This window comes from Amycolatopsis sp. NPDC114478, from assembly GCF_055633805.1.
The window spans coordinates 199,238-219,648 of the sequence record NZ_JBVKDO010000016.1; the positions used below are offsets into that span (position 1 = coordinate 199,238).

The 20,411-nt window shown below is 72.5% G+C and carries 19 protein-coding genes; 11 read left to right on the forward strand and 8 right to left on the reverse strand.

Annotated elements, in window-relative coordinates; genetic code table 11:
- The first annotated feature begins 35 nt into the window (after positions 1-35).
- Positions 36-662, forward strand: coding sequence for a response regulator (locus ACZ7OH_RS36185; protein ID WP_470284969.1), 627 nt, complete (start codon positions 36-38; stop codon positions 660-662).
- On the opposite strand, the gene ACZ7OH_RS36190 is transcribed toward ACZ7OH_RS36185, so the two are convergent.
- Positions 643-4,035 (reverse strand): indolepyruvate ferredoxin oxidoreductase family protein, encoded by a 3,393-nt coding sequence (locus tag ACZ7OH_RS36190; RefSeq protein ID WP_470284970.1) that lies wholly within the window; start codon positions 4,033-4,035, stop codon positions 643-645. The genes ACZ7OH_RS36185 and ACZ7OH_RS36190 overlap by 20 nt on opposite strands.
- Before the next feature lie 157 nt (positions 4,036-4,192).
- On the opposite strand from ACZ7OH_RS36190, the gene ACZ7OH_RS36195 reads away from it, so the two are divergent.
- On the forward strand, positions 4,193-4,639 hold the full coding sequence (locus tag ACZ7OH_RS36195) for an Lrp/AsnC family transcriptional regulator (protein WP_364461332.1): 447 nt from the start codon (positions 4,193-4,195) through the stop codon (positions 4,637-4,639).
- Position 4,640: 1 nt separating this feature from the next.
- Entirely contained in the window at positions 4,641-5,366 is a 726-nt protein-coding gene (locus ACZ7OH_RS36200; protein WP_470284971.1) for a GNAT family N-acetyltransferase, read from the forward strand.
- Here the strand turns inward: ACZ7OH_RS36200 and ACZ7OH_RS36205 are convergent.
- The 3 genes from ACZ7OH_RS36205 to ACZ7OH_RS36215 form a co-directional block, all read right to left on the reverse strand.
- Complete coding sequence (locus ACZ7OH_RS36205; protein WP_470284972.1) at positions 5,363-5,725, reverse strand: hypothetical protein; 363 nt, start codon at positions 5,723-5,725, stop codon at positions 5,363-5,365. The two genes, ACZ7OH_RS36200 and ACZ7OH_RS36205, sit on opposite strands and share 4 nt — an antisense overlap.
- Positions 5,726-5,871: 146 nt before the next feature.
- On the reverse strand, positions 5,872-7,494 hold the full coding sequence (locus ACZ7OH_RS36210) for a thiamine pyrophosphate-binding protein (RefSeq protein ID WP_470284973.1): 1,623 nt from the start codon (positions 7,492-7,494) through the stop codon (positions 5,872-5,874).
- Complete coding sequence (locus ACZ7OH_RS36215) at positions 7,491-8,264, reverse strand: cyclase family protein (protein ID WP_470284974.1); 774 nt, start codon at positions 8,262-8,264, stop codon at positions 7,491-7,493. The genes ACZ7OH_RS36210 and ACZ7OH_RS36215 overlap by 4 nt, the downstream gene beginning before the upstream one ends.
- A 120-nt stretch (positions 8,265-8,384) precedes the next feature.
- Between ACZ7OH_RS36215 and ACZ7OH_RS36220 the strand changes: the two genes are divergently transcribed.
- The 4 genes from ACZ7OH_RS36220 (at position 8,385) to ACZ7OH_RS36235 (ending at position 13,626) form a co-directional block, all read left to right on the forward strand.
- Positions 8,385-8,780 (forward strand): GntR family transcriptional regulator, encoded by a 396-nt coding sequence (locus ACZ7OH_RS36220; RefSeq protein WP_470284975.1) that lies wholly within the window; start codon positions 8,385-8,387, stop codon positions 8,778-8,780.
- Between the two features lie 11 nt (positions 8,781-8,791).
- Complete coding sequence (locus ACZ7OH_RS36225; RefSeq protein WP_470284976.1) at positions 8,792-9,676, forward strand: ABC transporter ATP-binding protein; 885 nt, start codon at positions 8,792-8,794, stop codon at positions 9,674-9,676.
- Positions 9,673-10,644, forward strand: coding sequence for a transporter (locus tag ACZ7OH_RS36230; RefSeq protein WP_470284977.1), 972 nt, complete (start codon positions 9,673-9,675; stop codon positions 10,642-10,644). Before ACZ7OH_RS36225 ends, ACZ7OH_RS36230 begins: the two co-directional genes overlap by 4 nt.
- A 129-nt stretch (positions 10,645-10,773) precedes the next feature.
- Entirely contained in the window at positions 10,774-13,626 is a 2,853-nt protein-coding gene (locus ACZ7OH_RS36235) for an RICIN domain-containing protein (RefSeq protein ID WP_470284978.1), read from the forward strand.
- On the opposite strand, the gene ACZ7OH_RS36240 is transcribed toward ACZ7OH_RS36235, so the two are convergent.
- Positions 13,623-14,468 carry an SAM-dependent methyltransferase gene (locus tag ACZ7OH_RS36240; protein ID WP_470284979.1) on the reverse strand — a complete coding sequence of 282 codons (846 nt, stop codon included), beginning with the start codon at positions 14,466-14,468 and terminating at the stop codon, positions 13,623-13,625. The genes ACZ7OH_RS36235 and ACZ7OH_RS36240 overlap by 4 nt on opposite strands.
- A 70-nt stretch (positions 14,469-14,538) precedes the next feature.
- Entirely contained in the window at positions 14,539-14,733 is a 195-nt protein-coding gene (locus ACZ7OH_RS36245; protein ID WP_470284980.1) for a hypothetical protein, read from the reverse strand.
- Positions 14,734-14,931: 198 nt separating this feature from the next.
- Here ACZ7OH_RS36245 and ACZ7OH_RS36250 point away from each other — a divergent pair, with 198 nt between their 5' ends.
- Entirely contained in the window at positions 14,932-15,666 is a 735-nt protein-coding gene (locus ACZ7OH_RS36250) for a sugar phosphate isomerase/epimerase family protein (protein WP_470284981.1), read from the forward strand.
- Positions 15,663-16,763 (forward strand): Gfo/Idh/MocA family protein, encoded by a 1,101-nt coding sequence (locus ACZ7OH_RS36255; RefSeq protein WP_470284982.1) that lies wholly within the window; start codon positions 15,663-15,665, stop codon positions 16,761-16,763. Before ACZ7OH_RS36250 ends, ACZ7OH_RS36255 begins: the two co-directional genes overlap by 4 nt.
- Here the strand turns inward: ACZ7OH_RS36255 and ACZ7OH_RS36260 are convergent.
- Positions 16,760-17,347, reverse strand: a complete 588-nt coding sequence (locus ACZ7OH_RS36260; protein ID WP_470284983.1) for a TetR/AcrR family transcriptional regulator — start codon at positions 17,345-17,347, stop codon at positions 16,760-16,762. The two genes, ACZ7OH_RS36255 and ACZ7OH_RS36260, sit on opposite strands and share 4 nt — an antisense overlap.
- A 123-nt stretch (positions 17,348-17,470) precedes the next feature.
- Between ACZ7OH_RS36260 and ACZ7OH_RS36265 the strand changes: the two genes are divergently transcribed.
- A complete protein-coding gene (locus tag ACZ7OH_RS36265; protein WP_470284984.1) occupies positions 17,471-18,247 on the forward strand; it encodes a DeoR/GlpR family DNA-binding transcription regulator in 777 nt (258 codons plus the stop codon).
- Complete coding sequence (locus tag ACZ7OH_RS36270) at positions 18,244-19,434, forward strand: MFS transporter (protein ID WP_470284985.1); 1,191 nt, start codon at positions 18,244-18,246, stop codon at positions 19,432-19,434. The genes ACZ7OH_RS36265 and ACZ7OH_RS36270 overlap by 4 nt, the downstream gene beginning before the upstream one ends.
- Before the next feature lie 3 nt (positions 19,435-19,437).
- Here ACZ7OH_RS36270 and ACZ7OH_RS36275 read toward each other — a convergent pair whose 3' ends face one another.
- Positions 19,438-20,364 carry a cation diffusion facilitator family transporter gene (locus ACZ7OH_RS36275; protein ID WP_470284986.1) on the reverse strand — a complete coding sequence of 309 codons (927 nt, stop codon included), beginning with the start codon at positions 20,362-20,364 and terminating at the stop codon, positions 19,438-19,440.
- Positions 20,365-20,411 lie beyond the last annotated feature (47 nt).

The following is a 20,411-nucleotide window of genomic DNA, read 5'->3' on the forward strand; positions in this document are numbered from 1 at the left end:
CAGGGAGAGGACGTGGAGGCGAGGAGGCAGCCGTCGTGCGCATTGTCATCGCGGAAGAAGACGCCCTGCTGCGGGAGGGGCTCGTGCTGCTCCTGCGCAGCGAAGGCTTCGACGTCGTCGCGGCCGTCGACCACCCCGGCGACCTGCTGGCCGCGGTCGCGGCGGAGGCACCGGACCTGGCCGTCGTCGACGTCCGGATGCCGCCGACGTTCACCGACGAAGGGTTGCGGGCCGCTCTGGAAGCGCGCCGGATCATGCCGGGGCTCGCGATCCTCGCGCTCTCGGCGTTCGTCGAAGACGGCTACGCGGGCGACCTCCTGGCCGCCGGAGGCGGCGGCGCGGGTTACCTGCTCAAGGAGCGCGTCGGCAAGCCCGGCGAGTTCCTCGACGCCTTGCGGCGCGTCGCCGCCGGGGGCACGGTGCTCGACCGCGACGTCGTCGCCCTCCAGCTGGCCCGGCCGCGGCCCGGCGACCCCGTCGGCACGCTCACCGCGCGCGAACGCGAGGTCGTCGCGCTGCTGGCGGAAGGCCACTCGGTACCGACGATCGGGCGGCTGCTCGGGATCGGCACCGCGGCCGCCCGGCAGCACGCCGGGGACGTCAGCTCGAAGCTGCGCGTCCCCGACGGTGCCCAGGCGATGCTCAGCTACCTGCGGGCGTGAGCACCTCGGCCTGCTTCTCGCGGTACCGGGCGACGTTGGCGAGCTTGACGTCCTCGTAGCCGCGGACCAGGTCGGGCAGCTCGGCCAGCGCGAGGACGCGGGCGCGGTCGACGTCGGCTGCCGTGAAGGCCGCGAGCACCATGCCGCGGTAGTCCTCGATGAGCTCGCGCTCCACGCGGCGCACCTCGGCGCGGCCGAACGGGTCGAGCCGCGTGCCGCGCAGCCGGCGCAGCGCCCGCAGGACCCGGAACGCCGGGCGGAACCACGGGCCCAGGCTGATCTTGCGCTTCATCCCGAGCGCCCGCAGCACCGGCGGGTGCAGCCGGTAGGCGTACTTCGTGCCTTCGCCGAACTGCTCCTCGAGACCCGCCGTGAACGCGGGGTCGAGCGAAAGCCGCGCGACCTCGTACTCGTCCTTGTACGCCATCAGCTTGTACAGGTGCTTCGCGACCGCTTCGGTGATCTCCGTCGGCCCGTCCTCCAGCACCCGCACCCGCTCGACGAACTCCGCGTACGCCCGCGCGTAGCGCTCGTCCTGGTACGCCACCAGATCCGGGACCCGGACGTCGAGCAGGCGCGCCAGCTCCGAACCCGGTTCCGCGTGCACCAGCTTCCGCACGGACGGTTGCGCGACCGACCGCGTCGGCGCCTCAGCCGTCGTGAGGGCCTCGGGTTCGGCGACGAGCTGGCGGCCGCGGCGGAAGGCCTGCAGGTTCGCCGCCACGGCGGTGCCGTTCAGCTCGATCGCGCGCTCGATCGCCGCGGCCGGCAAGCCGATCGCGCCGGTCTGGAAGGCCGCGCCGAGCTGCAGCACGTTCGCGAACTGGTCGTCGTCGAACAGCTCCTCGGCCAGGCCGCGCGCGTCCAGCGACACCGTGCGCTTCGCCGCGGCCTCCAGGGGCGCGAGGACGCTGCCGGGGTCCGGGAAGGACACCGTCGTGTCGACGACCATCCGGCCGGTCGGCACCTCGGTGGTCGACACGACCGCGGTGGTGCGCGCGGCGTCGGCCACGCCGAGGTTCGCCGCGTCCGCGCCGACCAGCGCGTCGCACGCCAGGTAGAGGTCGCACTCGCCGGCGGCCAGCTTCGGGGCCTGCTCGACCGGCTCCGCCGTCACCTTCAGGTCGGACACCACCGCGCCGCCCTTCTGCGCCAGCCCGGTCTGGTCGAGCGTGCGGACGTGCCGCCCGTCGAGCACGGCGGCGGTGGCGAGGATCTGCGTCACGGTGACCACGCCGGTGCCGCCGATCCCGGTGATCCGCACGGTGAAGTCCGGTTCGGACACCGGGGGCGCGGGGACGGCGTCGGCGGCCAGCTCGCCGAGCTTCCGGCGCTGCTTCTTTCCGGTGGGCACGACAGTGACGAACGACGGGCAGTCCCCGGCCAGGCACGAGTAGTCGACGTTGCACGACGACTGGTGGATCGCGGTCTTGCGGCCGAACTCCGTCGCGACCGGCTGCACCGACAGGCAGTTCGACTTGGTGCCGCAGTCGCCGCAGCCCTCGCACACGCGCTCGTTGATGACGACGCGGGTCGTCGGCGTGGCCTGCTTGCCGCGGCGGCGCTTGCGCCGCTTCTCGGCCGCGCACTCCTGCTCGTGGATCAGCACGGTGACACCCTTGACCGCGGCCAGTTCCTCTTGCGTCGCCAGGAGTTCCGTGCGGTCGCGGACCTCGACACCGGCGGGGAGCTTGCGCCGACGCAGCTTCGCGGGCGCGTCGCTGGTGATCACGACCTTCTTCGCGCCCTCGACGAGCAGCAGCTCGGCGACCTTCTCGACCGGCAGCCCGCCGACGGCGTCCTGGCCGCCGGTCATCGCGACGGCGGAGTTGTAGAGCAGCTTGTACGTGATGTTGACGCCGGCCGCGACGGCCGCGCGCACGGCGAGGCTGCCGGAGTGGGTGAACGTGCCGTCGCCGATGTTCTGGACGAAGTGCTCGGCCTCGACGAACGGCGCCATGCCGATCCACTGGGTGCCCTCGCCGCCCATCTGCGTCACGCCGAGGACGGTGCCGACCTGGTCGGGCTCCATGAACAGGGCCATCGTGTGGCAGCCGATGCCGCCGCCGACCAGCGTGCCCTCGGGGACCTTCGTCGACGAGTTGTGCGGGCAGCCGGAGCAGAAATACGGCGTGCGCGCGAGCAGCGGCACCGAAATGCGTTCGCGGCGACGGCGTCCTCGATAGGCTTCGACCGACGGAATGCCTTCGGGAAGACGTCGCGCCAAGCCGGTTGCGATGCCGTCCGGGTCCAGCTCGCCCAGCTCGGTGAACAGCGTCCTGCCGTCGGTGTCCTTCTTGCCGGTGATCGCGGGCGCGCCGGGAACGCCGTAGAGAACCTCTTTGAGAGCCGTCTCGACGAACGACCGCTTCTCCTCGACGACGATGATCTCGTCGAGGCCCTCGGCGAACTCGCGCACGATCCCGGGTTCGAGGGGGTGGATCGCGCCAAGCTTGAGCACGCGGATGCCGTGCCGGCGCAGGCTTTCCGCGTCGAGACCCAGGGACCGGAACGCCTGCTGGAGGTCCAGGTAGGACTTCCCGGCGGAGACGATGCCGATCCGGTCGGCCGGGCCGCGCGCGGTGATCCGGTTGACCCCGCTCGCGCGCAGGTACTGCGTGACCAGCGGCAGCCGGACGGTGAAGAGACTGCGTTCCAGCTCGGCGAGGCTCGTGCCGAGCAGCCGTGACGTCGGCGTGTGGCGGTACCCCTTTTCGAGTTCCGGGGCGGTCCACTGTGGATCGACGATGGCCGTGCCCGACGCGTCGGCGACGTTCGCGACGATCTTCAGCGACGTCCACACGCCGGCGGCCCGCGACAGCTCGACCGCGTGCATGCCGAGATCGAGGACGTCCTGGGAGTCGGCCGGATAGAGGATCGGGATCGCCAGGTCGGCCAGCGCGAGTTCCGAGGCGCACGGGACGGTCGAGGACTTCGCGTTCGGGTCGTCGCCGACCAGCGCCACGGCGCCGCCGCGCGGGTCGGTACCGGCCAGGTTGGCGTGCCGCAGCGCGTCGGTCGCGCGGTCGAGGCCGGGGGCCTTGCCGTACCAGAACCCGGTGACGCCGCGCTGCCCGCCGGCGCCGGCGACGAGCTGGCTGCCCATCACCGAGGTCGCGGCCAGCTCCTCGTTGAGGCCCGGGCGGTGGACGACGTCGTGCTTCTCCAGCAGCTTCGCGCGGCGGCCGAGCTCGAGGTCGTAGCCGGCCAGCGGCGAGCCCTCGTACCCGGAGACGAACACGGCGGGGTCGCCGCCGTGGGCGCGGTCGTGGCGGACGCGGTCGAACAGCAGCCGGACCAGCGCCTGCACCCCGGTGAGGTGCACGGTCCCCGCTTCCCGCAGGTAGCGGTCCTCCAGCGTGAACGTCTCCACGGCGCGGGCCTCCTTCGCGTCGATGTGCTTCCGGGCACAGTGCGATGCCTGCCACAGCTACGCAACAGGCGATGCCGGATCAGCATCCCAGACGCAAATTTCGGTGGGCTCTCGCGTCGACTGGCCCGGATTTTTGCGCGAAGTTACGCTCGGACGCATGACCGAAGAGCCGCTCGACGCGACCGACCACGAAATCCTCGGCCTGCTGCGCGAAGACGCCCGCCGCACGCTGTCGGACATCGCGGGCCGCGTCACGCTGTCGACGGCCGCGGTCAAGCGCCGCATCGACCGGCTGCGGGAGACCGGCGTGATCACCGGGTTCACCGTGCAGGTCGACCACGCGAAGCTGGGCTGGGGGATCGAGGCGTTCACCGAGCTGCGGTTCGTCGGGAACACGAAGGTCGCGGAGATCCTGCGCACGACCACGCGGATGCCCGAGGCGCAGGCGGTGTTCACGATCGCGGGCGACCCGGACGCGCTCGTGTGGCTGCGGGTGCGGGACATGGCCCACCTGCAGAAGACGATCGACGAGATCCGCCGCCAGCACCAGGTCACCGGCACGAAGACGCTGATCGCGCTGGAGTCCTGGTCGCGGGGGACCTGACGTGCTCGTGACGCTGGCCGAGCGCCCGGACCTCGCCGACGCCGTCTACGCGATCCCGTACCCGCCCGGCTCGCCGTCGTTCATGGCCGGCAGCTTGCCGAGCCTGCTGGTCCGCGGCCGCCGGGTGGCGCGTCGCTGGCCGCACCTGGTCGTGGCGCTTCTGGTGGACGACCGGCCGGTCGCGCGCGGGATCATGGTGCCGTTCCGCAGCCGTGGGCCGCTTCCCTCACGCGGCTGGGACGAGGTGGCGGTGTGGGCCGCGGAGGACGCGCTCGACGACGTAACCCCGGATACGGCGTGCGCGCTGGAGATCGCGGTGCACCCGGACCACCAGGGGCACGGCCACTCGCGAAGGGTCTTGGAGGGCATGCGCGCGGCGGCGGCCGGGCTGACCTCGCTGGTGATCCCGGTCCGCCCGCCGGACAAGGCGGGGGCGCCGTCTTCGTCGATGCAGGACTACGCCGCCGAGACGCGGCCGGACGGGTTGCCGGCCGACCGCTGGCTGCGCACGCACGTGCGAGCCGGCGGCCGGATCGAGTCGGTGGCGTGCTGCTCGGCGACGGTCCAGGCACCCCTCGAAGACTGGCGCCGCTGGACCGGGCTGCCGTTCGAGAGCGACGGCCCGGTCCTCGTCCCGGGCGCGCTGGCCCCGGTGTTCGTGTCGACGGCCCAGGACTTCGCGGTCTACGTCGAGCCGAACGTCTGGGTGTCCCACCGGGTGGACTAGCCGCCCAGCAGAACTCCGGACGTGCGCTCCCGGTCGAAGAAGGACTCCGGCCACGCCAGCCCGTCCGGCGGCGCGTCGATGGCGGTCGCCCGGCGGCGGAGTTCGTTCAGGTAGTCGGTGTCGAGAAGCGTGCGGGCCGACAACGGCTCGCGCAGCATCGTATCGATCGGACCTTCGTACAAGTACGCGTCCACGCCGGGGAAACCCTTGCTACCAGACGGGTATTCGCGGTTCGTCGGGAAGTACGCAGTGTCGAGCGCACCCAGCCAGGAACCGCGCAGCGGGGTCAACGACGGCCACGAACCCAGCCGCCGTTCCAGCCGGGCGTTGTCCGAAGTGAACCCGTAATGATCCGCCACGACGTACGCCGAAGGCGTCCAGGAGCGGCTGGTGGAGCGAGTTCCCGCACTCCACCGCGATGTCGTTCACCCGGCCCGGGAAGCGGGGATCCCGGACGACGTCGAACACGGCATCCAGCTCCGCCCGGGCCGCTGTCGAGGCCGGGTCAGTGCCGGAACGCCTCCGCGAGCCACCACGAACCGCCGTCGTCGGCGATCTTCGCGTCGATGACCAGCGGCGCGTCACGCGGACCCGCGAGCCATTCGCGCACCGCGAAGAGGTCTTCGGGCGACCGCACGGTGACGCCGTCGGCGCCGAAGCCGCGGCCGATCGCGGCGAGGTCGGAGTCGGGGAACCGGACCGTCGTCATGTCGGCGTCGCCGAAGTGGTGGACCTCCGCGCCGTAGGCGGCGTCGTTGTAGACGATCACCACCAGCGGCAGGCCGAGCCGGACCGCGGTGTCCAGTTCGGACAGTGCCATGTGGAACCCGCCGTCGCCGGTGCCGAGCACCGGCAGCCGGTCCGGGCGGGCCAGCGCCGCGCCGATCGCCGTGCCCAGGCCCAGCCCGATGCTCTGGAACGCCTGCGTGAAGCAGAACCCCTGTTCGTCCGGCACCGACAGGTACGCGCTCGGGTAGCCCATGAAGTTGCCGGAGTCGATCGAGACGATCCGCTCGGCGGGCAGCAGCTCGTCCAGCAGCCTGCTCAGCGTCCGCGGGTCGATCCGGCCGCCCCGGGAGAGGTCCTCGTGCTCGACGTCGGTCCAGCGGCCGGTCGCGATCCGCGCCGCGACCTCGCCGGAGCGGTAGCCCGGCTGCTCCTTGACCATCGCGAGGACGTCCGAAGCGGTGCTCGTGACGTCGCCGGTGACGCCGAGGTCGATCGGCCGGTGCGCGCCCAGCGCACTCTGCTCGAGGTCGACCTGGACGAGCTTCGCGTGCGGGCTGAGCAGCTTGCCGTGCCGGGTGGTCCACATGTTCAGCGCGCAGCCCCAGCCGACGACGAGGTCCGCGCCGACGATCAGCTCGGCGGCCAGGGGTGAGGCGAAGCCGCCGGAGATGCCGAGCGCGAACTCGTCGTCGTGGAAGAGCCCGTGCGCGACGGCCGACGTCGCCAGCAGCGCCCCGCACCGGGAAGCCAGCTCCCGCAACGGTTCCCGGCTGCCGCGCGCGCCGCGGCCGGCGATGAACACCGGCCGTTCGGCGGCGTCGAGGAGGTCCGCGAAGGCCGCGACCGCCGCCGGGTCCGGCCGGACGAGCGCCGGACCGGCGATCGGCGGCAGCGGCTCGGCCGGTGAAGGCGCGGGCTGAGCTTGGACATCCAGGGGGAGGTTCAGCACGACGGTCCGGCGCTGCTGCCGCGCGGTCCGGAAAGCCCGGACGGTGTCGGCGACCGCGCTCGCGGCCGAGTGCACCCGCTCCGGGACGGCGCCGACCGCGGCGGCCAGCCCGTCCTGGTCGACGCGGAAGTTCGACAGCACCGACGCGCCCGCGGAGTCGGCGGTGAGCGCGAGCATCGGCGTCCGGCTCTTGGCCGCCTCGGTGATGCCGGTCAGCGCGTTGGTCAGCCCGCAGCCCTGGTGCAGCGACAGCACCGAGACCCGTCCGCTCATCCGCGCGTACGCGTCGGCCATGCTCGCCGCGCCGCCTTCGTGGCGGGCGGCGACGAACCGGACGCCGCCCGCGCGCAGCGCGTTCGTCACCTCGAAGTTGCCGCTGCCCACCACCCCGAAGGCCGTGCCGGCACCGAGGCCGGCCAGCGTGCGGCCGACGAGTTCGGCGACGTTCACCGCTCCACCAGGGCGAGCACGCGGGCCGGGCTGCCGGAGCCACCGACGATCGGCAGCGGCGAGACGACGAGCAGCGTGCCGGTCGGCGGCAGCGCGGCCAGGTTCCGCAGCTGCGTCAAGCCGTGCTTCCCGGCGCCCAGCAGGAGTTCGTGGCAGGGGAACATCGGCTCGAGCCCGGGCGCCTGGCCCGCGTCGGTGCCGACGGTCTCGACGCCGAGCCCGGTGATCGGGGATTCCTCGGCGAGCCAGCGCGCGCACTCGGGCGAGACGCCGGGGGAGTGCGAGCCGGTGTCGTCGGCGTTGAGGAAGGCCTCCTGGTCGTGGCTGCGCGCGTCCCAGCCGGTGCGGTAGAGCAGCCAGCCGCCGTCGGGCAGCGGGCCGTGCTCGGCCGTCCACGCGCGGACGTCGTCGATCGAGAGCAGGAAGTCCGGGTTCTCGGCCGCCTGCGCCGAAAAGTCCAGCACGACCGCCGGCGCCACCAGCGTCTTCAGCGGCACCTGCGAGACGTCGTGACCGTCCTTTCCGGACACCCAATGGACGGGGGCGTCGAGGTGCGTGCCGGTGTGCTCACCGGTGTGGATGTCGTTCCAGTACCACCGCGGGCCGCGCTCGTCGTAGCGGCTGATCTCCTCCAGGCGGAACGGGATCGTGTTGGCGAACGGCTCCGGCAGCTGCAGGATCGGCGTGCTCGCGCTCAGGGGAGCGGTGAGGTCGACGATCTCGACCGACCCGTCGCCGAGTGCCTTGCTCAGCCCGTCCAACAACGACATGCCTGCCTCCCGGGTGCCGGTGTGCGTCTCGATCGAGACCCTATGCCCGCCGGGCGCTCCTTGACAGCGGCGTGGTCGCGGGTGTTGTCTTAATGTCGTAGGACAATAGGAAGGTGTCGGGTGATCGAGTTCGTCCTGGACGGCCGCTCGCGGGTCGCCACGTACATGCAGCTCGTCGTCCAGGTGAAGCAGGCGCTGCGGGTCGGCCTGCTGCGCCCCGGCGACCAGCTGCCGAAGGTGCGCGAAGTGGCCCAGGCGCTGGCGATCAACCCGAACACCGTGCTCAAGGCGTACCGCGAGCTGGTCCTGGAGGGACTCGCGGAGGGCCGGCCGGGGGTGGGCACGTTCGTCACCGGCGACCTCGCCGGGCCGTCGCTGGGCAACCAGGCGCGGCTGCGCGAGGAGCTCGTGGCCTGGCTGGAGCGCGCCGAAGCCGCGGGGATGTCGGCCGACGACATCGCCGCGCTCATCGAGACCACGTTGCGGGGCACCGCGGTGCCCCGCAACCTTGCGTAGGGAGTTCCCGAATGGAGCCGGCAGTCGAGGCCCGGGCGCTGGGCAAGCGCTACGGGCGCACGTGGGCGTTGCAGGACTGCACGCTGGACGTGCCCGCCGGGCGGATCGCCGCGCTGGTGGGCCCGAACGGCGCGGGCAAGACGACGCTGCTGCACCTGGCCGTCGGGCTGCTGCGGCCGGACGCGGGCGAGGTGCGCGTGTTCGGCCGCGACCCGCGGTCGGTGCTCGCCGACATCGGGTTCGTCGCGCAGGACACCCCGCTGTACCGCGACTTCACCGCGGCCGAGCTCGTCACCATGGGCGGCAAGCTGAACCGCCGCCGCTGGGACGCCGCGCTGGCCCGCGAGCGGCTCGCCGGGCTCGGCATCCCGCCGGACAAACCGGTCGGCAAGCTGTCGGGCGGCCAGCGGGCGCAGGTCGCGCTCGCGCTGGCCCTGGCCAAGCGCCCGCGGCTGCTGCTGCTCGACGAGCCCATCGCCAGCCTGGACCCGTTGGCGCGCCGGGAGTTCATGCAGGCGCTGATGGGGGCGGTGGCCGAGAGCGAGACGACCGTCCTGCTGTCCTCGCACCTGCTGGCCGACCTCGAGCGCAGCTGCGACTACCTGATCGTCCTGCAGCGATCCCGCGTCCAGCTGACCGGGGCGGTCGACGAGCTGCTCGACACGCACCGCACGCTGGTCGGCCCGCGGGCCGGCAGCGAGTCGATCGCCGGCGTGGCGAAGGTGGTCCGCGCGAGCCACACCGAACGCCAGTCGACCCTGCTCGTCCGCCGCGGCGACGGCCCGGTCGATCCCTTGTGGACGGAGCACGAAGTGACCCTGGAGGACCTGGTGCTGGCGCACCTCGCCGAAGCGGAGACCCGCGTCGCGGCGGATGCGTGGGGGGTGCCGGCGTGATCTGGCTGACCTGGCGCCAGCACCGCAAGCAGGCGCTGTTCACCCTCGGTGCCCTGGTCGCGCTCGCCGCGATCATGGTGCCCACGGGCCTGGCGATGCACACGAAGTTCGACAGCCTCGGCCTGCCCGCCTGCCGGGCCGCGCTCGGCAGCGCGTCGATGATCACCCAGACCGAGGAGGTGGGCCGCTGCACCGGGCTCGGCCACCAGTTCGAGCAGCAGTTCGGCGGCATGGTGTTCGTCGCCGTGCTGTTCGTGGTCCTGCCGGTGCTGGTCGGCGTGTTCTTCGGCGCGCCGCTGGTCGCCCGCGAGGCCGAGCAGGGCACCCACCGTCTCGTGTGGACCCAGGGGGTCAGCCGCCTCCACTGGGCGCTGGTGAAGTTCGGCCTGGTCGGCGGGATCACCGTGGTGCTGGCGGTCGGGTATGCGCTGGGCGTCTCGTGGTGGTTCGAGCCGTTGGTCACCGCGAGCACCGGGCGGCTGGGCTACTTCTCGTTCGACGTCCAGGGAGTCGTCCCGATCGCCTACACGCTGTTCGCCTTGGCGTTGGGCATCTTCGCGGGGACGTACTGGCGGAAAGTGCTGCCCGCCATGGGAATCGCATTGGTCGGCTTCGCGGCGGTCCGCGTCGCGATCGAGGTCCTGGCCCGGCCGCGCTACCTGCCCGCGCAGACGTTGACGTTCTTCCCGGACGGCACCCAGACGCCGAACACGGCGTCGGGTGACTGGGTGCTGTCCCAAGGCGTCCGCAACGCGGCCGGGGAGATGGTCCTGCCCAACTCCGAGATCGGCCCCTGCGGCGCCGGCGGCTGCGGGCCGAGCGAAGCCGGACCCGGCGCGTACAACTGGCTGGAGTTCCAGCCGGGGGACCGGTTCTGGACGTTCCAGGCGATCGAGGCGGGGATCTTCGTCGTGCTGACGGCGGCGCTGGTGTACTTCGCCCTCCGCCGGTTGCGGACGATCGCCTGACCGGCGCCCGGTCACGAGGAGGCCGGGGTCGTGCGGCCCCGGCCTCCGGCGAACGGCGGATTTACAACGTTGCATCAACTCGGGTAAGACTGGTTTTACAACGTTGTAAAGCCGAGCGGAGGCCCTCCCGTGTCGCTGAACCGCAGGCAGTTCGTCGCCGGAGCCGTCGCCGCCACCCTGCTGACCGGCGCGAACGGCGGCCCCGCGGCCGCCGCCGTCGTCCGCCGGAGGCTGGCCCCCGCGCAAGGCGGCTTCTACACACCCAACGCCGCCCCGCTGAAGCCGGCCGCCTTCCTCAAGCTCCCGCCCGGGGCCGTCACCGCGAAAGGCTGGCTCGCCGGCCAGCTGAACCTGCAGCTCGACGGCCTCTGCGGTCACTACGCCGAGACATCGCACTTCCTCGACTTCTCCACCAGCGGCTGGGTCCACCCCGAGCGCACCGGCTGGGAAGAGGTGCCGTACTGGCTGCGCGGCTACGTCGACCTCGCCGCCGTCACCGGGGACGCCACCGCGAAAGCCACCGCCGGCAAGTGGATCGACGCCATCCTCGCGACCCAGCAGTCCGACGGCTTCTTCGGGCCCACCGCCCTGCGGACCGCGCTGAACAACGGCCCGGACTTCTGGCCGTACCTCCCGCTCCTGCAGGCCCTGCGCTCCTGGCAGGAGTACACCGGCGATACCCGCGTCGTCCCGTTCTTCACGCGGTTCCTCGAGTACATGAACGCTCAGGGCAAGAGCGCCTTCGACTCCAGCTGGGTGTCCGTCCGCTGGGGCGACGGCCTCGACAGTGTCTTCTGGCTCTTCAACCGCACCGGCGACACCTTCCTGCTCGACCTCGCCGACAAGATCCACGCGTACGGCGCCAACTGGGTCGGGAACCTGCCGAGCCTGCACAACGTCAACATCGCCCAGGGCTTCCGCGAGCCCGCCCAGTACGCGCTGCGCTCCGGCGACGCCAGCCTGACCCGTGCCACCTACTCCGACTACGCCACGGTCATGGCGACGTACGGCCAGTTCGCCGGCGGTGGCTTCGCCGGGGACGAGAACGCGCGGCCCGGCTTCGGCGATCCGCGGCAGGGCTTCGAGACCTGCGGGATCGTCGAGTTCATGGCGAGCCACGAGCTGCTCACCCGGCTGACCGGCGACCCCGTCTGGGCCGACCGCTGCGAGGACCTCGCCTTCAACTCCCTGCCCGCCGCGCTCGACCCGGCCGGGCGCGCGGTCCACTACATCACCAGCGCGAACAGCGTCGACCTCGACGACGTGCCCAAGAGCGAAGGCCAGTTCCAGAACGGCTTCGCGATGCAGGCCTACCTGCCTGGCGTCGACCAGTACCGCTGCTGCCCGCACAACTACGGCATGGGCTGGCCGTACTTCACCGAAGAGCTGTGGCTGGCCACGCCGGACAACGGCCTCGCCGCGGCGATGTACTCGGCCAGCAGCGTCACGGCGAAGGTCGGCGACGGCACGTCCGTGACCATCACCGAGGACACCACCTACCCGTTCTCCGAGCAGATCACCTTCACGGTCCGGACGCCGAAGCCGCTGGCGTTCCCGCTGTACTTCCGGATTCCCGGCTGGTGCGCGTCGCCCCGGCTGGTCGTCGCCGGGGCGACGGTGGCCGCGGCGGCGGGGCCGGCGTTCGTCAAGGTCGACCGGACCTGGGCGAATGGCGACGTCGTCACGCTCACCCTGCCCCAGCGCACCACCACCCGGGTCTGGCCGGCGAACCACGACTCCGTGTCGGTCGACCACGGCCCGCTGACGTACTCGCTGAAGATCGGGGAGAGCTACGAAAGCCTGGGCGGGACCGCGCGGTTCCCGGAGTACGCCGTGCACGCGACGACGCCGTGGAACTACGGCCTCACCGTCGGCGCGGGGCTGACGTTTTCCGCGGCCGGCGGCGCGTTGCCCGCCAACCCGTTCACGCCGGACGCCGCGCCGGTCAAGATCACCGCGTCCGCGCGGAAGATCGCCGAGTGGACCGCGGACGACCAGGACGTCGTCACGCCGCTGCAGGCGTCACCGGCGCGCAGCGAGGCGCCGGTCGAGACGGTCACGCTGATCCCGATGGGTGCCGCGCGGCTGCGGGTCACGTCGTTCCCGACGGCGGACCCGAACGGGCACCCGTGGTCGCCGGGCGGCGGGGGAGCGGGCTTCCGGATCGTGAACCGCAACTCCGGCAAGGTGCTGGGTGTCGATCAGATGTCCACTGCGGACAGTGCGCGCGTGGTGCAGTTCGCGGACAACGGGACCGACGACCACGTCTGGCACCTCATCGCGAACGGAGACGGCTGGTACCGCGTCCGCAACCACCACTCGGGCAAGGTGCTGGGCGTCGACCAGATGTCCACCGCGGACAGTGCGCGGGTCGTGCAGTTCACCGACAACGGCACCGCGGACCACCTCTGGCAGCTCATCGACAACGGCGACGGCTGGTGGCGGCTGAAGAACCGCAACTCCGGCAAGGTGCTGGGCGTCGATCAAATGTCCACGGTGGACAGTGCGCAAGTGGTCCAGTTCGCGGACAACGGTTCGGCCGACCACGTGTGGCGGCTCGTCCCGGACGGCCGGGTGCGGATCGAGAACCGCAACTCCGGCAAGGTCCTCGGCGTCGACAGTATGTCCACTGCGGACAGTGCGCGAGTGGTGCAGTTCGCCGACAACGGCACCGACGACCACCTGTGGACGTTCGAAGCCACCGCCGACGGCTGGTTCCTGATCCGCAACGCCCACTCGGGCAAGGTGCTGGGCGTGGACGGTATGTCCACAGCGGACAGCGCGGTCGTCGTCCAGTTCACCGACAACGGCTCGGCCGACCACCTCTGGCGCCTGCGCGACGACGGCAGCGGCTGGTTCCGGATCGTCAACCGCAACTCCGGCAAGGTGCTCGGCGTCGACAGTATGTCCACTGCGGACAGCGCCCAGGTGGTGCAGTTCGGCGACACCGGCACCGCCGACCACCTGTGGCGGCTGCGTTAGCGCTTGACGCCGACGATCCCGGCCACGCACTTCGCCGAACCCGACAGCGGCGTGAGCCGGGGGCCGTCCGGCCACCACTCGTCGCACACCGCCAGGCCGGGGCCGGACGTCGCGTTCGGCTGGAGGAACTCCAGGCCCGGCAGCATGGCTTCGATCTCCACGCGGGTGCGGAACCGGCCGGCGCCCAGCGGGCCCTGGACCAGGATCTGCTCGATCCGCTTCGCGATCGCGGTCAGCTCCGGCACCTCGGGGTCGAAGAAGTGCGACAGCACCACGTACGAGCCCGGGGCCAGCGCGTCGATGTACTCGCGCATGACGTCGACCGCGCCGTCGCCCTCGAAGTGGTGCATCGTGCCGACGTGCAGCAGCGCGACCGGCTCGGAGAAGTCGATGTGGCCGCGCACCTCGTCGTTGCCGAGCACCTCTTGCGGGGTGAAGATGTCCGCTTCGACCATGTGTGTGAAGTCGTTCTCGACGAGCAGCGCCCGGCCGTGCGCGAGGACCACCGGGTCGTTGTCGACGTAGACGACCGTGTGGTCCTTGTCGATGCGCTGGACGATCTGGTGCGTGTTCTCCGCCGTCGGCAGCCCCGAGCCGCAGTCGAGGAACTGCCGGATCTTGGTCTGGCTCGCCAGCATCCGCAGGGCGCGGTTGTGGAAACCGCGGTTGCCGCGGGCGATGTCGACCGCTTCCGGGACCGCCGCGCGGATCTTCTCCATCACGACGCGGTCGACTTCGTAGTAGTTGTTGCCGCCGAGGAAGCCGTCGTAGATCCGGGCGATGCTCGGCCGGTCGGGATCGACTCCCACCGGCTTCTGGCTCGGGGACAGCGTCTCGGACATGGCGACCTCACAGGACTTCGGCGTGGGGCCACCCAGCGTAGTAGTTCGCGTCCGCGCGGTAAACGCGAGGTCAGCCGCTCGGGCGAAGCCGCTGGTCAGGGATGTAGTCGCGGGCGCGCTCGGCGCGTTCGCGGCGCAGCCGTTCGAGGTGCTGCTCGATCCGCCGGTCGAGGTCCCGCGCGGCCTCGGACAGTTCCGTCAGGTCGCGACGGGACGCCGGGTAGCCGACGGCCCCCGTGTCCACTTCGTCCCCTGCCCTGTCCACTACCGGCACCTCCCGGATCGGATCGGCCTGATCTCGTCGAAGCGTTACTGCCCCAACCGGCCCTCGCCAAAACAACCGCGGCGGTGAGCCTCGGCACGCGCGGTGCGGCCGTCCGGTGGACCGGGCGGCAAATCCCTGGTGTCAATTTTGACCGAGTGGTAGAAATTCAGGGAACCCCGCGACCTCCAGGAGCCGGTGATGAGCGAGCTTTCCGTGCAGCTGTACTCGGTCCGCGACGCCTTCGCGGCCGATCCCGACGGCACCCTCCGGCGGCTCGCCGCGCTCGGGTTCACGCGGGTCGAGCCGTACGGCGTCGTCGAGAACGCCGAAGCTTTGCGGGCCGGGTTGCCCGCCCACGGCCTGACCGCCCCGACCGCGCACGCCCGGCTGATCGGTGCCGACCAGGCCGCCGTCCTCGCCACCGCGGCCGAGCTGGGCATCGGCCTGGTCATCGACCCGCTCGTCCGGCCCGAGCAGTGGCGGGACCCGGCCGACATCGCCGCGACGGCGGATGCGCTCAACGCCGCCGCCAAGGTCGCGGCCGAGCACGGCGTGCAGGTCGGCTACCACAACCACTGGTGGGAGCTGGAATCGCGGATCGACGGCCGCAGCGCCTTCGAGGTCTTCGCCGACCAGCTCGACCCCGCCGTGGCGCTGGAGGTCGACACGTACTGGGCCACCGCGGGCGGGGAGGACGCGCCCGCGCTGCTGCGCCGGCTCGGCGACCGCGTCCGCGCGATCCACGTCAAGGACGGCGGCCTGGCCACCGACGCCACCGGTCAGGTGCCCGCCGGGCAGGGCCGGGTGCCGATCCCGGACGTCCTCGCCGCCGCGCCGGACGCGCTGCGCGTGATCGAGTTCGACGCCTACGACGGCGACCTCTTCGAAGCCATCGCCGCCAGCCACGCCTTCCTGACGGGGACCGGCCGGTGACGGGCGGGCCGGTCGGCGTCGGGATCATCGGCGCCGGCGTCATCAGCGGGACCTACCTCGAGAACCTGACGAGCTTCCCGGACGTCCGCGTGCTGCGGGTCGCCGACCTCGACGACGAGCGCGCGGCCGCCCGGGCGGCCGAGTACGACGTCCCGCGGTCGGGCACGGTGGCCGAGCTGCTCGCCGACCCCGACATCGAGATCGTCGTCAACCTGACCCTCCCGGCTTCGCACGTCGACGTCGGCCTCGCCGCTCTCGAAGCGGGCAAGCACGTCTGGGCCGAGAAGCCCCTGGCCCTCGACCGCCAGACCGGCCGCAAGCTCCTCGATCGCGCACGGGAGAAGAACCTGCGCGTGGCGAGCGCACCCGACACCGTCCTCGGCGCCGCGTTGCAGACCGCGCGCAACGCCGTCGACGCCGGCCGGATCGGCCGTCCCCTGACCGCGCTGGCCCTCTTCCAGGTGCCGGGCCCGGAAGTGTGGCACCCGGCGCCGGAGTTCTACTTCCGGGCCGGCGGCGGGCCGCTGCTCGACATGGGGCCGTACTACCTGACCGCGCTGGTGCACCTGCTCGGCCCGGTCCGGCGCGTCACCGGGGCCGGCGGCCGGGCGCGCGACACGCGGGTCGTCGGGTCCGGGCCGCGGGCGGGCACCGAGTTCCCGGTGACGGTGCCGACCACGGTCACCGCGCTCGTCGAGTTCGAAAACGCTTCCGCCCAGCTGGTGCTGAGCTTCGACTCGGCGCTCAAGCGTGCCGGGGTGGTCGAGCTGACCGGCACGCTCGGCACCGCGGTGCTGCCGGACCCCAACCGGTTCGACGAGCCGACCCGGCTGCACCTGCTCGGCCACGACGAGCCGGAAGAGCTCCCGGCGCGCGGGCACGCGGCCTCGCGCGGCACCGGGACGCTGGAGCTGGCCCGGGCGATCCGGGCGGGGGTGCCGGAACGCGCGTCCGGCGAGCTGGCCTACCACGTGCTCGACGCGATGCTGGCCATCGACGAGTCCATGACCCGCGGGCAGACCGTCGAGGTCGCGAGCACCGTCGACGTCCCGCCCGCGCTGCCGGCGGGCTGGGACCCGTACGCGAAGACCCTCTAGAGCGGGACGGTGAGCAGGTTCTGCAGGTAGAAGCGCAGCGAACCGACCAGGTCGACGTCGCCGGGGACGGTCAGCCACTGCACCTGCAGGCCGTCCATGAGCGCGATGAACGTCAGCGTGGCCAGGTCCGGGTCGACGCCGTCGCGCAGTTCGCCGCGGGCGGCGAGGACCGCGAACGACTCGTGCACGCCGGCGCGCGCGGCCCGGTAGTGGCGCACGAAGTACTCGTGCGCCGGGTGGTCGGCGGCGACGGCTTCGGCGGCGAGCCGCGAGTAGAGGTCGACGATCCCGGGATGGCGGACGTTGTGCTCGGCGAGCGCGACGAAGTGGCGCAGCACCTCGAGCCCGGGCGGCACGGTCAGCTGCTCGCGCTCGGCGTCCTCGGAGTCGCGCCGCTCGAGCACGGCGGCGAGCAGCGCCTCCTTGGTGGGGAAGTAGTACAGGAGCCCGGCGTGGGAAATCCCGACGCGCTTGGCGATCTCCCGCAGCGACGAGCCGTGGTAGCCGAGCTCGCCGTACGCCGCGGCCGCCGCCGTGATGATGTCCTCGCGGCGGATCCGGCCCTTCAGGTAGCCCCCGGTCACGGGGTCGCGGTGGTCTCGGCGGCGTGCACGGGCCCATCATGCCGCAGCCGGTTTTCGCACAAGCGCCGTGAGCGGACGAACAAACCGGTTGTGCGAATGCCCGCGGCTTGCGAGCATCGCCGGGTGAAGAGCGCGGAACGGCAGCGGATCATCGTGGAGCGGCTGCGCGACGCCGACCAGGTGGCCGTCGCGGAGCTGGCGTCGGCGACCGGCGCGTCGGAGATGACCGTGCGCCGGGACCTCGACCACCTGGCCTCGCGCGGTGTCCTGCGGCGCGTGCACGGCGGGGCCGTCCCGGCGTCGCCGTCCGGGATCGAGCCGCCGTTCGCCGCCCGCGCGACGGCGGAGCTCGCGGCGAAGCGGGCCATCGCGGCCGCGGCGGCCGAGCTGATCCGCGACGGCGAAACGATCGTCCTGGACAGCGGCACCACCGCGCTGGAGCTGGCGCGGCTGCTGCGCGGGCGCCCGGTGACCGTCATGCCGCTTTCTTTGCACGCGGTCCGCGAGCTGGCCGACGACCCGGCCGTGCGACTGCTGCTGCCCGGTGGCGAGCCGAGGCCGGGGGAGCAGGCCCTGGTGGGTCCGCTGACCGTCGCGTCGCTGCGGGCGCTGCGGTTCGACGTCGCCGTGCTGAGCCCGTGCGCGTTCGCCCTCGACGCCGGGCTGACCGCCTTCGACCTGGGCGACGCCGAGGTCAAGCAGGTGGCGCTCGCCGTCGCGGCCCGCGCGATCGTGCTCGCCGACGGCGCCAAGTGGGGCCGCGCCGCGCTCGCCCACGTCTGTCCCGCCGACCGTCCGGACGTCCTGGTCACCGACCCGGGCGCGCCCGAGGACCAGCGCGCGGCGCTGGCCGAGCTCGGCGTGCTCGTGCACGTCGCCGTCCCCTGGGAGAACCGATGACCGCCCCGCCCCGCCCGCGCGCCGCCCGGTTCGCGACCTTCATGTTCTTCGGCCTCAACGGGTTCGCGATGGGCATGTGGGTGGTGCACATCCCGGACGTCGAGCGCGCGACCGGCATCTCGCACAGCACGCTGGGCGCGCTGCTGCTGGTGCTCGGCGGCGCGGCGTTCGCGGGCATGCAGATCGCCGGGCCGCTGGTCGACAAGCTCGGCCACCGCCGGCTGGTCCCGGCGGCGGGCGTGCTGCTCGGCCTGGCCCTGTGCGGCCCGGGGTTCGCGGACTCGTGGTGGACGCTGGGGCTGACGCTCATCCTGTTCGGCTTCGGCAACGGCGCGATCGACGTCGGGATGAACTCCCACGCGGTGGTGGTGGAGCGGGCGTACCCGCGCCCGATCATGGCGGCGTTCCACGCGATGTGGTCGATCGGCGGCGCGTTCGCGGCGGTCATCGGCGCGGCGACGCTCGGTGGCGGGGTGCCGACCGGCGTCACGCTCACGTGCACCGGCCTGCTGTGCGTGCTGCTTTCCCTGGTGTCGGCGCGGTTCCTGATGGAGCCGACCGACGCACCCGCAGTGGTCGCTTCCGAGCCGTCGCAGGTGGTTCGCCGCCGGACGCCGGGCCGCGTGGTGTGGCTGCTCGGGTTGCTGGCGCTGGCGCTGATGCTCTCGGAGGGCGTGGCGAACGACTGGGCGGCGCTGCACATGGAGAAGGTCCTGGGCACGTCCTCCTCGACGGCGGCGCTGGCGTACGGCGCGTTCGCGGTGGCCATGACGACCGGCCGCTTCCTGACCGACCGGGTGGCGGCGTGGGCAGGCCCGGCGGCGATCGTCCGCTACGGAGCGACGTTGGCGGCGGTGGGGCTGACGACGGCCGCGGCGGCGCCGTGGGTGCCGGTGTCGCTGGTGGGCTGGGCGCTGTTCGGGCTGGGGTTGTCCGGTGGCGTGCCGCAGTTGTTCACCGCGGCGGGGAACCTGGACACGCGGGCCTCGGGGGCGTTGATGGCCCGCGTGGTGGGGCTGGGGTACGTGGGTCTGCTGGCCGGGCCGGCGTTGATCGGCGGGCTGACGCGGTGGATGCCGCTGAACGTGACCTTCGCGGTGCCGGTGGTGCTGTGCGTGCTGGCCGCGGTGTTCGCGGGGGTGCTGAGCCCGAAGCCGGAGCCGGTGGAGGAACCGGTCGGTTCGTGACCGCTAGTGCACCCGTTCCCCGGCCGGTTCGGTGTGGACGACGACCGCGGTCAGGTGCGGGACGACGTGCACGAGCCGGTGCTCCACCTCGTGCGCGAGCGCGTGGGCCTGGGTGACCGTCAGCTCCGCCGCGACCGCGACGGCCAGCTCGGCCCGCAGGTGGTGCCCGATCCAGCGCATCCGCAGGTCGCGGACCTCGCACACACCGTCCACTTCGGACGCTGTCTGCTCGGCCAGCTCGACCGAGGCCGGGTCGACGGCGTCCAGCAGCCGCCGGAAGACCTCCTTCGCCGCGTCGCGCAGCACGAACAAGATCGCGACGGTGATGCCGAGCCCGACGATCGGGTCCGCCGCGGGGAAGCCGAACGCGACTCCGGCGGCGCCCGCGACGACGGCCAGCGAGGTGAAGCCGTCCGTGCGGGCGTGCACGCCGTCGGCGACCAGCGCGGCCGAGCCGATCTCGCGGCCGACCTTGATCCGGTACCGCGCGACGAGTTCGTTGCCGGCGAAGCCGATGACGCCCGCGGCGGCGACCACCCACGGGTGCCCGACCGGCTCGGGAGCGAGCAGCCGTACGACGGACTCGTACCCGACGAGCACCGCCGAAGCCGCGACGACCAGCACGACGACCACCCCGGCCAGGTCTTCCGCGCGCCCGAGGCCGTAGGTGTAGCGGCGCGTCGCCGCGCGTCGGCCCAGCAGGAACGCGACGCCGAGCGGGACGGCGGTCAGCGCGTCGGCGAAGTTGTGGATGGTGTCCCCGAGCAGCGCGACCGACCCGGTCACGAGCACGAGCGCCAGCTGCGCGACGGCGGTCACGAACAGCGCGGCGAACGACCAGGTCAGGGTGCGCAGGCCGCGCGCGCTGGTTTCGAGCGCGTGGTCGACGCGGTCGGCGGAGTCGTGGCTGTGCCCGTGTCCGTGTCCCATGCTGCGAGTCTATCTGCGCACACACGCAGATACGCAAGTAGTAAGGT

What these genes read in the sequence shown, in the direction of transcription:
- ACZ7OH_RS36195 (WP_364461332.1), top strand. Translation starts at nt 4,193, where the DNA reads ATGACCGAAGAGCCGCTCGACGCGACCGACCACGAAATCCTCGGCCTG.
- ACZ7OH_RS36215 (WP_470284974.1), bottom strand. Translation starts at nt 8,264, where the DNA reads ATGTCGTTGTTGGACGGGCTGAGCAAGGCACTCGGCGACGGGTCGGTC.
- ACZ7OH_RS36225 (WP_470284976.1), top strand. Translation starts at nt 8,792, where the DNA reads ATGGAGCCGGCAGTCGAGGCCCGGGCGCTGGGCAAGCGCTACGGGCGC.
- ACZ7OH_RS36240 (WP_470284979.1), bottom strand. Translation starts at nt 14,468, where the DNA reads ATGTCCGAGACGCTGTCCCCGAGCCAGAAGCCGGTGGGAGTCGATCCC.
- ACZ7OH_RS36250 (WP_470284981.1), top strand. Translation starts at nt 14,932, where the DNA reads ATGAGCGAGCTTTCCGTGCAGCTGTACTCGGTCCGCGACGCCTTCGCG.
- ACZ7OH_RS36270 (WP_470284985.1), top strand. Translation starts at nt 18,244, where the DNA reads ATGACCGCCCCGCCCCGCCCGCGCGCCGCCCGGTTCGCGACCTTCATG.
- ACZ7OH_RS36275 (WP_470284986.1), bottom strand. Translation starts at nt 20,364, where the DNA reads ATGGGACACGGACACGGGCACAGCCACGACTCCGCCGACCGCGTCGAC.